Here is a 13381-nt window from a genome sequence, read left to right as displayed (position 1 = left end):
TGCCCCCTGACCTGCGGTGCTGTGCGGGGCTACTTCACGGCGCCCGCCATGACGCCGGAGACGAACTGGCGCTGGAAGGCGAAGAAGACGACCAGCGGGACCACCATCGACACGAAGGCCCCCGGCGCCAGGACGTCGATGTTGTTGCCGAACTGCCGGACCTGCTGCTGCAGCGCGACCGTGACCGGCTGCGAGCCGGTGTTGGAGAAGATCAGCGCCACCAGCATGTCGTTCCACACCCACAGGAACTGGAAGATGCCCAGCGAGGCGATCGCCGGGCCGCCCAGGGGCATGATCACGCGGGCGAACAGCCGCAGCTCGCCCGCGCCGTCCAGCCGGGCCGCCTCCAGCAGCTCCCGCGGGATCTCCGCGAAGAAGTTGCGCAGCAGGAAGACGGCGAACGGCAGGCCGAAGCCGACGTGGAAGAGCACCACGCCGATGATGTCGCCGAAGATCCCGATCTCCCCGAACAGCTTGGCCACCGGGATGAGCGCGATCTGCACCGGCACCACCAGCAGCCCCACCACCAGGAGGAACAGCCAGTCCCGGCCCGGGAACTCCATCCAGGCGAAGGCGTAGCCCGCCAGCGCCCCGATCACCACCACCAGCAACGTGGCCGGCACCGTGATCAGCGCGGTGTTGACCAGCGAGGAGGTGACGGCGTCGTTGCCCAGCAGCTCCCGGTAGTTGGTGACGGTCAGCTGCGAGGGCGCGGTGAACACCTTCCACCAGCCGGAGTCGGCGATGTCCACCGGTCCCCGGAAGGAGGAGATCAGCAGCCCCACGGTCGGCATCAGCCAGAACAGGGCCACCAGCACGAGGAGGACCCTCAGCACCCCGCCGCCGGTACGGGCCACGACCCGCGAGGCGAGGGACTGCCGGGCGGCGGCGGCCGGGACGGCCCGCGCCTCGGCCGGGCCCGCCGGTTCCGCCGGTTCCGCTGTGCCTGCGACGGTCGTCATCGTCGGGCCTCCCTGCGCAGTCGGCGGATGTTGAAGACCATGACCGGGACGACCAGCAGCAGCAGGATCACACCGATCGCGCTGCCCACGCCCTGGTCGTTGCCGGCCCCGAAGGAGGACAGGTACAGCTGCAGGGCCAGTACGTTGGCCTCGTCCTTCGAGGTGTCGGGAGCGACGATGTAGACCAGGTCGAAGATCTTCATCACGTTGATCATCAGTGTCACGACGACCACGACCAGCACGGGAGCCAGCAGCGGCACGGTGATCCTGCGGAAGACCTGCCACTCGTTGGCGCCGTCGATGCGTGCCGCCTCCATCAGCTCCCGCGGCACCCCGGCCAGGCCCGCCGCGATGAGCACCATGGCGAAGCCCGCCCACATCCACAGATAGGCCCCGATGATGGCGGGCGTCACCAGGGTGGGGCCGAGCCAGTCGACACCGTTGTACGGCTCCGCGAAATTCGAGGCCGGCAAGCGCAGTTGGGCGCCGGCAGCCGAGGCGGGCAGCGAGAAGGTGCCGTCCGTGCCGGAGGTGGCGGAGGCCACCACCCGGCCGTCCCGCACGGCCTCGACCTTCACCCCCTCCAGCGCCTTCTCACCGGCGTCGATCACCCCGGGCTCGCCGCCCCCGCCCGGCTTGAAGTCCAGCCACACGGTGCCGGTCACCCCGGGCCCCGCAGTGGCCTGCCGGGCGTCCGCGGTGCCCGCGGGCAGCTTCGCGGCGGGGACGCCGATCAGCGGCAGCCCGACCGCCGTCCCCTCCCCGGCGGCGTCCCGGGTGGTGTACGAGCCGCCGCCCGAGGCCGCCAGCGAGCCGTTCGGCCGCGGCCGGGCCCCCGGGTACGCCGAGGACTCGGCGAAGGTGTCGTGCACGCCGACCACGACGGCGTTGGCCGCGCCGCGCGCCGGGTCCTGCTCGTACACCAGCCGGAAGATGATCCCGGCCGCCAGCATCGAGATCGCCATCGGCATGAAGACGACCAGCTTGAAGGCGGTGCCCCAGCTCACCCGCTCGGTCAGCACCGCGAAGACCAGCCCGAGGGCCGTGGCCAGCACCGGCGCCACGACCACCCAGACCGCGGTGTTCCGCAGCGCCGTCAGGGTGCTGTCGTCGCTGAAGACCGAGGCGTAGTTGTGCAGGCCCACGAAACCCGAGCCCGCCTTGTCGAACAGGCTGCGCCAGGTGGTGTACCCGATCGGGTACACCACCAGCGCGCCCAGCAGCACCAGCGCGGGCAGCAGGAACAGTCCCGCCACCCAGCGCCGGGTGCCCATGACGCTCCTGCGCCGGGCGGAGGGCGCGCCGCCGGAAGCGGCCGGCCCCTTCGCCGTGGCCGCCGTCGCCATCGCGGCCGCCGCCTAGCCGGCGTACGCCTTGGCGGCGTCCGCTTCCAGCTTGGCCTGCGCGCCGGCGACGTCGGAGGGGTTCCGCAGGAAGTCCTGCAGGTCCTTCCACTCGCCCTTGCCCGCGGTGCCGCCGAAGGCCGCCGGGGCCTGGTCGGACATGTCGAAGCGGAAGTCGTCGCCCGCCGCGACCAGGCCCTCCGCGATCGAGCGGGAGACCTCGTTCGGGTAGGCCGACAGGTCCAGCGACTTGTTCGGCGAGACGAAGCCGCCCGAGGAGGCCCACACCTTCGCCGCGTCGGTGGAGGCGAGGAAGGTCAGCAGCGCCTGCGCGCCCTTGGTGTCCTTCAGCGCCACGCCGACGTCACCGCCGCTGACCACCGGCGCCTTGCCGGAGCCCACCGCGGGGAAGGGGAAGACCTTGGCGTCCTCGCCGACCTTCGCCTTGGTGTTGTCGCCGATGAACGCGCCGACGAAGTCCCCCTCGTAGACCATGGCGGCCTTCGGCGGGTTGCCGGTGAAGGTCTGCGTCACGGACTTCGGGAAGTCGGTCTTGAGCGCGCCGCTCTGCCCGCCCGCGATCAGGTCCTTCTTGCCGAAGAGCTGGGCGAGGGTGGTGAGCGCGTCCTTCACCGAGGGGTCGGTCCACTTGATCTTGTGCGCGGCCAGCTGGTCGTACTTCTCCGGACCGGCCTGGGAGAGGTAGACGTTCTCGAACCAGTCGGTGAGGGTCCAGCCGTCCGCGCCGCCGACCGATACCGGGGGAGTGCCCGACTCGAAGAGCGTCTCGGCGGTCTGGAGGAAGTCCTCCCAGGTCCCCGGCGGTTCGGAGATCCCGGCGTTCTCGAAGGCCGCGGTGTTGTACCAGACCAGCGACTTGTTGGCGGCCTTGGCGTAGACGCCGTACTGCTTGCCCTCGTACGCGCCGAGGTCCTTCCAGCCCGTGCTGAAGTTCTTGTCGAGCTGCGCCTGGACGTCGGAGGAGAGCGGCTTCAGCCAGCCCTTCTGCGCGAACTGCCGCAACACGCCGACCTGCGGCAGGAACGCCACGTCCGGCGGCTGACCGCCCTCGATCTTCGTGCCGAGGAAGGTGGAGACGTTGTCGCCGGTGGGCACGAAGCCGACCTCGGCCCCGGTGCGCTGGGTGAACTCGTCCAGCACCTTCTGGAAGTTCTTCTGCTCCGGCCCGGTCCACACCGCCGCGACCTCGAGCTTCTGGCCCTTGAGGTCCGGCAGCGAGACGCTCCCGCTCCCGCCGGAACTGCTCCCGCCGCCGTCGGGGGTGCCCTTGTCGTCGTCGCCTCCGCCGCACCCGGCGGCCGTCAGCGCCAGGGCGGCCGTCGCCACGACGGCGATGACCGTCCGGCGTGTACCTCGCGTGCGCCTGCTGGATGTCCGCATCTGCCTGCCCATCCCCTCAGCGCGGACCCGCGCCGCGGTGGCAGCCCGCCGCATGGCCGTGGCAGCTGCGCCGGGCGTCCCGTCCCCGCGTCATCGGCTGTTCCGCTTTCAGTCCTACGCCCTGTCTGATAACCGCCGCAATAGCGCCTCAGCGCACGGCGGTTGGATCGTGACCGTCATGTGACCGGGCGTGCGAACGGGGTACCGGACCGGGGCGGGGCCGGGGCGGGTCAGAGCAGCGGCGGCGCCGGATCGGCCGCCGCGGACTCCGCGGCCCGCTGCAGGGCACTGGCCAGCAGGGCGAGGTCGGTGGGGCCGTTGCCCAGCTCGCGGACCGGGCGCCGGGTCGGCGGATCGCCCATGCGGTCCCACTCCAGCGGGACCACCGTGGGCCGCAGGGTCGCCGTCCGCGGGATCCGGCCACTGACCCGGCCTGCCTGGAAGGCGGTGACGGCACCGTCCGGCCGGCGCAGGTAACCGCGGCCCGGCAGGGCGTCGTCGACGGTCGCCGGCTCCTCGACGGCGACCAGCAGCGCGGCCGACTCCGGCTCCTCGGTGCGCAGCGCGATCCGCAGCCGCGCCGCGTCGTCGGTGTGGGTGCCCGCGGTGCGCTCGGGGCGGCCGGTCGCGGCGACCAGGTGGACGCCGAGCCGCTCGCCGTCGCGTGCCACGCTCTCCAGGGCACGGACCACCGAGCCCGCGGCGGGCCGTCCGGGACTGCCGAGGGCCGGGGCGACCAGCACGTCGAAGTCGTCCACCACGACGACCAGCCGGGGCAGCGGCTCGGTGGTGCGGGTCCGCACCCGCACCGCGCCGCGCACCTGGGGGTCCGCCGCGGCGGCCGGGGCGTGGCCCGGCTCCGCCTGGCGCGGCACCACGGGCAGCCGGCGGCGCTCGTGCCACTGCCCGAAGTCGGCGCCGTCCAGCAGCTCGTCACGGCGCTTCAGCTCCGCCGTGAGCGCCTGTGCGAACTCGCGCATCCGCACCGGGTCGCAGGCGGACAGGTAGGTGGAGACGTGCGGCAGGTCGGTGCAGCTGCGCAGCCCCTCGCCGCGCTCCGTCCCGGCGCCGTCGACGAGGACGAGGGCCAGCCGGTCCGGCCGCTCGCCGGCGGACAGGGCGGCGGCCACCGAACGCAGCAGCTCGGTCTTGCCGGAGCCCGCCGCGCCGCCGACCAGCAGATGCGGTCCCTCGGCGACCAGGTCGACCAGGACCCGGCCCTCCGGCCCGGCGCCCAGGACGGCCGCGGCGGAGCCGCCGGAGGGGGCGGGCCCGGCCCAGCGGGTGGTGATCTTCGCGGGGGTGGCGAGCGCCAGGTCCAGCTCGTCCAGGAGCCGGGCCGTGGGCGGCAGCGCGGAACGTGTCCGCCGCGGTGCGGCGTCGCCCTCGCGCAGCGGGGCGAGGGCCCGGGCGAAACGCTCGGCCCAGGCCGCCGACACCGCCTCCATCGTCATGTGCCCGGGGCCGTGCGGCTCCATCCGCAGCGTCGTCGCGACGTCGCCCTCCAGCACGGCGACGGCGCCGCAGCGGGCGGCCAGCCGCTCCGGGCTCTCGGCCAGGCACAGCAGGTGCACCCCGACCGACGGGCCGCCGGCCGCGATACGGCCGGCGGCCTCGCGCAGATAGGCCGAGCCCGGGTCGCCGTCGATCACCAGCAGTGTGTACGGGCCTTCGCGGCGCGCCGCGGCCTCGGCGACCTCCTCGGGAGTGGCCGTCGCCCAGCCCGAGCCGAGCGGGCCCTCCTCGATGCGCCGGACGACCTCGGCGACGCGGGCCTCGGCCTGCTCCCGGTCCGACGCCGTGAGCAGCCGGCAGTCCTGGCCGTGCGCCGGGCGCAGATGCGGCAGCCAGTACAGCCAGCCCCACTCCTCGGCCCGCTGTTCTGCGGGACGGGAGCGGTCGGCGCTGATCAGGACGACCTCCAGCGCGCCGGGCGGATGCAGGGCGCACAACTGGGCGATCACGGAGCGGGCCAGCCCGGACAGCCGGGGGCGCGGTCCGGCGAGGCCCAGCACATGGGTGTGCGGGTCGCGCAGGTCGACGGTGAACGGCACGGCGGGCAGCGTCCGGAAGCCGTCCTCGGCGGTCAGGTCCGCGGTGCCGAGCCGGACCGTGAGCAGGTCGGGATGGCCGAGGGCGCGCTCCCACAGCCGCGGTCCCGGCCCGAGCGCGGTGAGCAGCACGGCCGCCGGATCGGGCCAGCGCTCGCGCAGCGCCGCGGCGTCGGCCAGGTCGTACGTCGTCCCGCCGCCCTCGTGGCCGTCGGCGCCCGGGGCGCCGCGGCCGGCGGCCAGGCGCCTGGCCCAGCTCCCTATCGCCCCGGCCATCCGGCTGCCGGCCTCCGCGGCCCGCCCGCCGCCGCGGCGGTTCTGGGGCAGCTCGACGGCGCGGGTCTGCTCGGACAGCCCGCGCTGCGGGGTGTCCCGCCGGACCGGGCCGCCGGGCGCGGCCCCCGGCCGGTCCTCCCCGGGCGCGGTCGCGGCGGGGGCGTCCGCGCCGACGTTCCCGGACCCGGTGCCGGTGGTCGTCGGGCCGTCGGAGGGGCGGGCGGGCTGCCAGGTCGCCACGCGGCCGGTGTCCGGCCAGGAGGTCGGGGGGAGGGTCACCTGGAGGTGCCCCTCGGCGTCGGGGATGGCCGGGATGGAGGCGGGCGGCGGAGGGACGGTCGAGCCCGGGGGCGCCGGCTCCAGCCGGAGGGTCGACTCGCCGATACGCAGCAGCGCGCCGGCGGGGAAGGGGACCGCGCGCTCGCCCACGGGAGCGCCGTCCAGGGCGGTGCCGTTGGTGGAGCCGAGGTCGGCGACGGTGACCCGGCCCTCGCCGTCGACCGTGATGGCGCAGTGCAGCCGGGAGACGTCGGGGTCGTCCAGCGGCACGTCCGCGTCCACGGACCGGCCGACCCGGATCCGGCCGCCCTGCAGCAGGTGGACGCCGCCCGCGTCGGGCCCGCCGACGACGTGCAGCCGGGCGGCGGCCGTCGGGCGGCCGCCGTCGTGCCCGTCGGCGGGCGCGTGCAGCGACAGGACCGCGCCGTCGAGCAGCGGCGGCACCCCGAGGACGGCGGTCGCCGGGTCCAGTCGCTCGGCGCCCGCGTAGAGCGGGGGCGTGGACTTCCCGGCCCGCGCGGGCTGGCCGGAGCCACCCGAGCCGGACGCCAGGGCGCCCGCCACCGCACCGAGGGGTGTGCCCGCGGGTGCGGTGACCAGCACGTCGCAGGAGCGCGCCGCGCGGCCGCCGCGCGGCCCGAGAACGGTCAGCCGGATCTGCATCTCCGTCCACGGTCCCTTCTGCCCGGATACACCGCGGCGCGGGCCCCCGACCCCACCCCGCCCTGCCCGGGACGTCGACACGTACAAGAGCGGACCGGTGGGCTCCCCTTGCTCAGCTGGACCAGCTTGCTCGGCGATACGCGATCCGCGACACGCATCCTCCCACTCGCCGCCGACAGCTCGCCGCCGGTGCCCACCTTTGCGATCTTGAATGGTCAGCATTGGGCAGAAAAAGCAACCAAACGACCGTACCCCGCGTCCTAACCCCACACACGCCCCGTACCGGAACGCAGCCCCGCTCCCACGTGGCGGCACTACAGTGGGCGAAACAGGCCACGGACCAGGCCAAGATCCCAGGGAGCGCGAACGTGCGGCCGGTAGGCAGCAGATACGAACTGGTGGAGCCGCTCGGGCGCGGAGCCACGGGCACCGTGTGGCGGTCCCAGGTACGGGACACCGGCGAGACCGTCGCGATCAAGGTGCTCAAGGAAGAGCTGGCGAGCGACCCCGACATCGTCATGCGCTTCCTGCGGGAGCGCTCGGTCCTGCTGCGGCTGCGCCATCCGCACATCGTCCGGGTCCGCGACCTGGTCGTGGAGGGTGAACTGCTCGCCCTGGTGATGGACCTGATCGAGGGCCCCGACCTCTACCGCCATCTGCGCGAGAACGGCCCGTTCACGCCGGTCGGCGCCGCCCTGCTGACCGCCGCCGTGGCCGACGCGCTGGCCGCCAGCCACGCCGACGGCGTGGTGCACCGCGACCTGAAGCCCGCCAACGTCCTGCTGGCCACCGTCGCGGGCCCGGACGGCACCCAGCAGATGCACCCGATGCTGACCGACTTCGGCATCGCGCGGCTTGCGGACTCACCCGGCGTCACCCGCACCCACGAGTTCGTCGGCACGCCCGCCTACATAGCGCCGGAGTCGGCCCAGGGCCGTCCGCAGACCTCGGCCGTGGACATCTACGGCGCCGGCATCCTCCTGTACGAACTGGTCACCGGGCGCCCGCCGTTCAGGGGCGAGAGCGCGCTCGAGGTGCTGCACCAGCACCTGAGCGAGGAGCCGCGCCGGCCCTCCACCGTGCCCGAGCCGCTGTGGACGGTCATCGAGCGCTGCCTGCGCAAGGAGCCCGGGGAGCGGCCCAGCGCGGAGAACCTGGCGCGCGCCCTGCGCGTCGTCGCGGCGGGCGTCGGCGTGCACTCCTCCCCGGCGCAGTCCGAGGCGGCGCTCGGCGTCGCCGCGCTGCTCGCGCCGGACCCGTCCCCGGCCACCGTCCCGGACACCCCGCTCGTCCCGCCGGACGCCGCCGACCCCACGCAGGTGCTGCCCAACCGGTCGCCCGTCGGCGGGTACGACCCCTACGACCCCAACGCCGCCACCAGCGTCCTGCCCGCCTCCGCGGCGGGCGCGGCCGACGCGACCCGGGTGATCCCGGGCGGCTCGGCATCGGCCGGGGCCGGCGACGGCACCCGCGTGATGCCGCCCGTGCCGGGCGGGCCGCCGGACTCCGGTGCCCCGCAGGGCCCGCACCCGTGGGAGTCGCAGCTCAACCGCGCCCGTGCGCGCGCCGAGCAGACCGAGATCCAGTACCTGGACCCGGAGCAGGACCCGCTGCGCCGCAGGCCGCGCCGGCAGGCCTCCCAGCAGCCGCAGTCGCAGCAGCCGCCGCAGTCCCCGCAGGGGTACCAACAGCAGCGGCCGCAGCAGCCCCAGTACCGGCAGCCGGCGCAGCCCGGCTACGCGCCGCAGCCGCATCCGCAGCAGTACGCCCAGCGGCCCCCGCAGCCCCAGCCCCAGCAGTACGCGCCGCGGCCGCAGCAGCAGCCCGCGCCGCGCTACGAGCAGCCGCAGCACCAGCGGTACGAGCCCCAGCGCCCGTCCGCGCCGGAGCCCGCCCCGTATCGCGAGCCGCGGCAGCGCAGCGCGAACCCGATGAAGATCCCGGGCCTCGGGTGTCTCAAGGGCTGTTTCACGATGATCATCGTGCTGATCGTGATCGTCCTGCTCGTCTGGTACCTCACCCCCGTCCCGGAGTGGCTGGACACCGGCAAGAGCCTGTGGGGCACCGTGAGCGACGGCGTCGGCGACTTCTGGGACTGGGTCTCGGGCCTCGGCGGCTCCTCGGGCGGCTCGGGGACCTCCGGCGGCACTCCGTAGCACCGCCGCGCACCCCTTCGGGGCCGGGTACGGCGCCGGGCACCGCCCGCGCCGTACCGCCCCGCCGCGCCGGTTCCGTCAACGTCAACTGGCCCACCGTCACCTCCCCGTGGGGCCGGTGTTGGTGATTTGTCGACTTCTGGAGGGTGATTTCTCCCGGAGAAGCCGCACTCACCCCCGACAGGTTCCCCCAACCGGCTCGCATCCGCGTAGCTTTGTCGCCAACACGACGGCACGTCGGAGGAGTCGGAGCAGCCTTGGGACGGAAGATCGGCAGCCGGTACACCGCGCACCAGGTGCTGGGGCGGGGCTCCGCCGGCACCGTGTGGCTGGGCGAGGGCCCCGAGGGCCCGGTCGCCATCAAGCTGCTGCGCGAGGACCTCGCCTCCGACCAGGACCTCGTCGGCCGCTTCGTGCAGGAGCGCACGGCGCTGCTGGCGCTCCATCACCCGCACATCGTCGGCATCCGCGACCTGGTGGTCGACGGCTCCGACCTCGCGCTCGTCATGGACCTCGTCCGCGGCACCGACCTGCGCTCCCGGCTGGAGCGCGAACGCAGGCTCACCCCCGAGGCGGCCGTCTCCATCACCGCGGACGTCGCCGACGGCCTGGCCGCGGCCCACGCCGCGGGCGTCGTCCACCGCGACGTCAAGCCGGAGAACGTCCTGCTGGACTCCGCCGCCCCGCCCGGACCGGGCGGCGCGCCCCCGGCGCTCCTCACCGACTTCGGCATCGCGCGGCTGGTCGACTCCCCGCGCCGCACCCGGGCCACCCGCATCATCGGAACCCCCGACTATCTGGCCCCGGAGATCATCGAGGGCCTGCCGCCGCGCGCGTCCGTCGACATCTACGCCCTCGCCACCGTCCTGTACGAGCTGCTCGCCGGCTTCACACCGTTCGGCGGCGGCCACCCGGGCGCGGTGCTGCGCCGGCACGTCACCGAGTCGGTCGCGCCGCTGCCCGACCTGCCCGACGAGCTGTGGCAGCTGCTCTCCCAGTGCCTCGCCAAGGCCCCCGCCTCGCGGCTGAGGGCGGCCGAGGTCGGCACGCGGCTGCGCGAGCTGCTGCCCGCCCTCGCCGGGCTGCCCCCGCTGGAGGTGGACGCGCCCGGGGACCACCACGGCGAGGAGGTGTACGACCGGGAGTCCGGCTCCCTCGCCGAGCCCTACGACCCGCCGGCCGACCAGCCACGCGGTGCCGTGCCCCTGGTCCGCGGCTCCGCACCCGACTCGACGCGCGACACCCACACCAGCATCAAGCTGCCCACCGCGGAGGAACTGGCCGGCGGCCGGCCCGCCGCGGTGCCCGGCCAGCACGCCCGGCACCGCCACCGCGCCGTCCCCGACGCGCTGCAGCGCCGCCGCGTCAAGATCGGCGCCGCGGCGGCCGCCGCACTGGTCGTCGGGCTCGGCGGCTGGGCGATCGCGGCCTCCGGCTCCGATGACGACGGCGGCTCCAACAGCCGCGAGGACAAGCCGTCCGGACAGGCCTCGACCACCCCGACCGCGCCCACCGGCGCCGCCGCCTCCCCGCAGGGCGCCGTCAGCACCCCGGCGGGCACCGCCGCCGAGGAGGCCGCGCTGAGCTGGTCCGGCTACACGGCGCTGCCCCGCTTCCCGGACCGCGGCGTCCACCCGGTCGGCGGCCCCCGCGCGATCTCCGTGTCCGGGACGACGCACGTCTTCACCCGGGGCAGCGACAAGAACGTCTGGTACCTGGCCTCCGGCACCTGGCACCGGCTCACCGGGATAAGCGTCGCCGACGACCCCTCGGTCGTCTCCTCGCGCGCCGGGCAGCTGGACGTCTTCGCCCTCGGCACCGACCACCGGGTGTACCGGCGGACCCTGAGCGGCGGCGCCTGGGGCGACTGGTACCAGGTCGACCAGCCCGCCCGGTTCACCACGACCCCCGCCGCCGCGTCCTCCGCGCCCGGCCGGATCGACCTGGTCGGCTGCTCCGGCGGCGACCTCGTCACCTCCTCCTGGGCCGACGGCCGCTGGAACGCCTGGGCGCTGGTCCCCACGGCGGGCCGGGTCACCGCCGCCCCGGGCCTGGTCTCGGCGGCGCCCGGCACCCTCGACGCCTTCGCCGTCCGCAAGGCCGACGGCGCCGTGCTGCGCCTGCCGTACGTGAACGGCGCCTGGCGCCCCTCGGAGATCGTCACCGGGCTCGACGCCACGGGCCGCCCCGAACCCGCCGTCTCCGGCGGCCGGCTCTTCGTCCTCGCCCCCGCCGACGACGGGGCCCTGGCCGCCGCCGTCTCCGACGGCGGCACGTGGGCGGCGGTGCCGCTGTCCGCCAGCACCCCCTCCCACCCCGGGCTGACCACGGCGGACGACACCCTGACCCTCTACCTCCGGCGTGCCGACGGCACGCTCGCCCACGCCTCGGCCCCCGTTCCCGCCTGAACGCCGAGGGCTCACGCCCGCCGGCCGGCCCGCCCCGGCTCACCGGAGCGGCAACGCGCGGCGTGCCGGTACGCTGGGGGACGTGGCAGTCCTGGATGTATCCGAAGAGCTCAAGTCCCTCTCGTCGACCATGGCCTCGATCGAGGCCGTTCTGGACCTCGACAAGCTGAGGGCCGACATCGCCGTGCTCGAGGAGCAGGCGGCGGCGCCGTCGCTGTGGGACGACCCGGAGGCGGCGCAGAAGATCACCAGCAAGCTGTCGCACCTGCAGGCCGAGGTCCGCAAGGCCGAGGCGCTGCGCGGCCGCATCGACGACCTCGGGGTGCTCTTCGAGCTCGCCGAGGCCGAGGACGACGCGGACACCCGCGCCGAGGCCGAGGCCGAGCTGGAGTCGGTGCGCAAGGCGCTGGACGAGATGGAGGTCCGCACCCTCCTGTCCGGCGAGTACGACGCCCGTGAGGCGCTGGTCAACATCCGCGCCGAGGCGGGCGGCGTCGACGCCGCCGACTTCGCGGAGCAGCTGCAGCGGATGTACCTGCGCTGGTCCGAGCGGCACGGCTACCCGACCGAGATCTACGAGACCTCGTTCGCGGAAGAGGCCGGCATCAAGTCCACGACCTTCGTGGTGAAGGCGCCCTACGCCTACGGCACCCTCTCCGTCGAGCAGGGCACCCACCGCCTGGTGCGCATCTCGCCCTTCGACAACCAGGGCCGGCGCCAGACGTCCTTCGCGGGCGTCGAGGTGCTGCCGGTCGTCGAGCAGAGCGACCACGTCGAGATCGACGAGACCGAGCTGCGCATCGACGTCTACCGCGCCTCGGGCCCCGGCGGCCAGGGTGTCAACACCACCGACTCCGCGGTCCGGATCACGCACATCCCGACCGGCATCGTGGTCTCCTGCCAGAACGAGCGCTCCCAGATCCAGAACAAGGCGAGCGCGATGAACGTCCTGCAGGCCAAGCTGCTGGAGCGGCGCCGCCAGGAGGAGCAGGCCAAGATGGACGCCCTCAAGGGCGACGGCGGCAACTCCTGGGGCAACCAGATGCGTTCCTACGTGCTCCACCCGTACCAGATGGTCAAGGACCTGCGGACGGAATTCGAGGTCGGCAACCCCCAGGGCGTCCTCGACGGCGACATCGACGGCTTCCTCGAGGCGGGCATCCGCTGGCGCAAGCAGCAGGAGCAGGGCGCCGGCGTCTGACGCTTCCTCATCTCCTTCGGATCCTCACAACTGCCGCCCGATGGGTGGCAGTTGTGCGTTCTGGGTCACAGCCCCATAAGCAACCGGGTGGCATAGTCGGCCAATCCCGGCATTGCGCTTGGAACGCCCTTGACGACGCTGTGAAATCTGGGAATCGTGATGCGCGGCATGCGTATGACTGGGGCGCGAGCGAACGGGGGCGAGCGCGGCCGGTGGCTCAGGCCCCGGCCTTGAACGTGCACCGCCCCGCAGGACGCTCCCCCTGTGACGCTGCTCCATTGACGAGAAGCTACTGGGGGTAGTTGCCAGATGAGCAAGAAGAACACACGGCTGCGAGTGGCCCGTATAGCCGCCGCCGCGGTGATCGCGAGCGGTGCCTCGCTGACCGCCGCGGGCGCCGCCCAGGCCGTCGGCCTGGACATCGGCCTGAGTGCCGGCGAGGCCGAGGTCAGTGTCGGCGTCAACCTCGATGCCGAGGACACCGAGGGCGCCACGCTCGGTGTCACGGAGGGCCAGACGGAAGGCCAGACCGAGGGCGCCACGCTCGGTGTCACGGAGGGCCAGACGGAAGGCCAGACGGAAGGCCAGTCCGAGGGTCAGTCGGAGGGCCAGAGCGAGGGTCAGTCCGAGGGTCAGTCGGA

The 13381-nt window shown here is 74.3% G+C and carries 6 protein-coding genes and 2 pseudogenes; 4 read left to right on the top strand and 4 right to left on the bottom strand.

Annotated elements, in window-relative coordinates; translation table 11 throughout:
* Positions 1 to 29: 29 nt before the first annotated feature.
* From CHF15_RS39655 to CHF15_RS39640, 4 genes are all read right to left on the bottom strand, one after another.
* Positions 30 to 962 (bottom strand): carbohydrate ABC transporter permease, encoded by a 933-nt coding sequence (locus tag CHF15_RS39655; RefSeq protein ID WP_089228801.1) that lies wholly within the window; start codon positions 960 to 962, stop codon positions 30 to 32.
* On the bottom strand, positions 959 to 2236 hold the full coding sequence (locus CHF15_RS39650; RefSeq protein WP_245939310.1) for a carbohydrate ABC transporter permease: 1278 nt from the start codon (positions 2234 to 2236) through the stop codon (positions 959 to 961). The genes CHF15_RS39655 and CHF15_RS39650 overlap by 4 nt, the downstream gene beginning before the upstream one ends.
* 84 nt (positions 2237 to 2320) lie before the next feature.
* The gene (locus tag CHF15_RS39645; RefSeq protein WP_179280183.1) at positions 2321 to 3706 is read right to left on the bottom strand and encodes an ABC transporter substrate-binding protein; all 1386 of its coding nucleotides are present in this window, start codon (positions 3704 to 3706) and stop codon (positions 2321 to 2323) included.
* Between the two features lie 230 nt (positions 3707 to 3936).
* Positions 3937 to 6975: an FtsK/SpoIIIE domain-containing protein gene (locus CHF15_RS39640; RefSeq protein WP_089228798.1), complete on the bottom strand. Its 3039-nt coding sequence runs from the start codon at positions 6973 to 6975 to the stop codon at positions 3937 to 3939.
* Positions 6976 to 7343: 368 nt separating this feature from the next.
* On the opposite strand from CHF15_RS39640, the gene CHF15_RS39635 reads away from it, so the two are divergent.
* The 4 genes and pseudogenes from CHF15_RS39635 to CHF15_RS44595 all read left to right on the top strand — a co-directional run.
* Positions 7344 to 9131 carry a serine/threonine-protein kinase gene (locus CHF15_RS39635; protein ID WP_089228797.1) on the top strand — a complete coding sequence of 596 codons (1788 nt, stop codon included), beginning with the start codon at positions 7344 to 7346 and terminating at the stop codon, positions 9129 to 9131.
* Between the two features lie 257 nt (positions 9132 to 9388).
* Positions 9389 to 10633: pseudogene (locus tag CHF15_RS46185) on the top strand (serine/threonine-protein kinase); the annotation flags it as partial.
* Positions 10634 to 11621: 988 nt separating this feature from the next.
* A complete protein-coding gene (gene prfB, locus CHF15_RS39625; RefSeq protein WP_089228795.1) occupies positions 11622 to 12740 on the top strand; it encodes a peptide chain release factor 2 in 1119 nt (372 codons plus the stop codon).
* 309 nt (positions 12741 to 13049) lie between these two features.
* Positions 13050 to 13381 (top strand): annotated as a pseudogene (locus CHF15_RS44595) (hypothetical protein); the annotation flags it as partial.

Origin of the sequence: Actinacidiphila glaucinigra, assembly GCF_900188405.1 — a bacterium.
Lineage (GTDB): Bacteria > Actinomycetota > Actinomycetes > Streptomycetales > Streptomycetaceae > Actinacidiphila > Actinacidiphila glaucinigra.
This window is presented reverse-complemented; position numbering and strand designations above follow the sequence as displayed.

Excerpts from the sequence above, each read along its gene's own strand:
- CHF15_RS39650 (WP_245939310.1), bottom strand. The coding sequence starts at position 2,236 with ATGGGCACCCGGCGCTGGGTGGCGGGACTGTTCCTGCTGCCCGCGCTG.
- CHF15_RS39640 (WP_089228798.1), bottom strand. The coding sequence starts at position 6,975 with ATGCAGATCCGGCTGACCGTTCTCGGGCCGCGCGGCGGCCGCGCGGCG.
- CHF15_RS39655 (WP_089228801.1), bottom strand. The coding sequence starts at position 962 with ATGACGACCGTCGCAGGCACAGCGGAACCGGCGGAACCGGCGGGCCCG.
- CHF15_RS39645 (WP_179280183.1), bottom strand. The coding sequence starts at position 3,706 with ATGCGGACATCCAGCAGGCGCACGCGAGGTACACGCCGGACGGTCATC.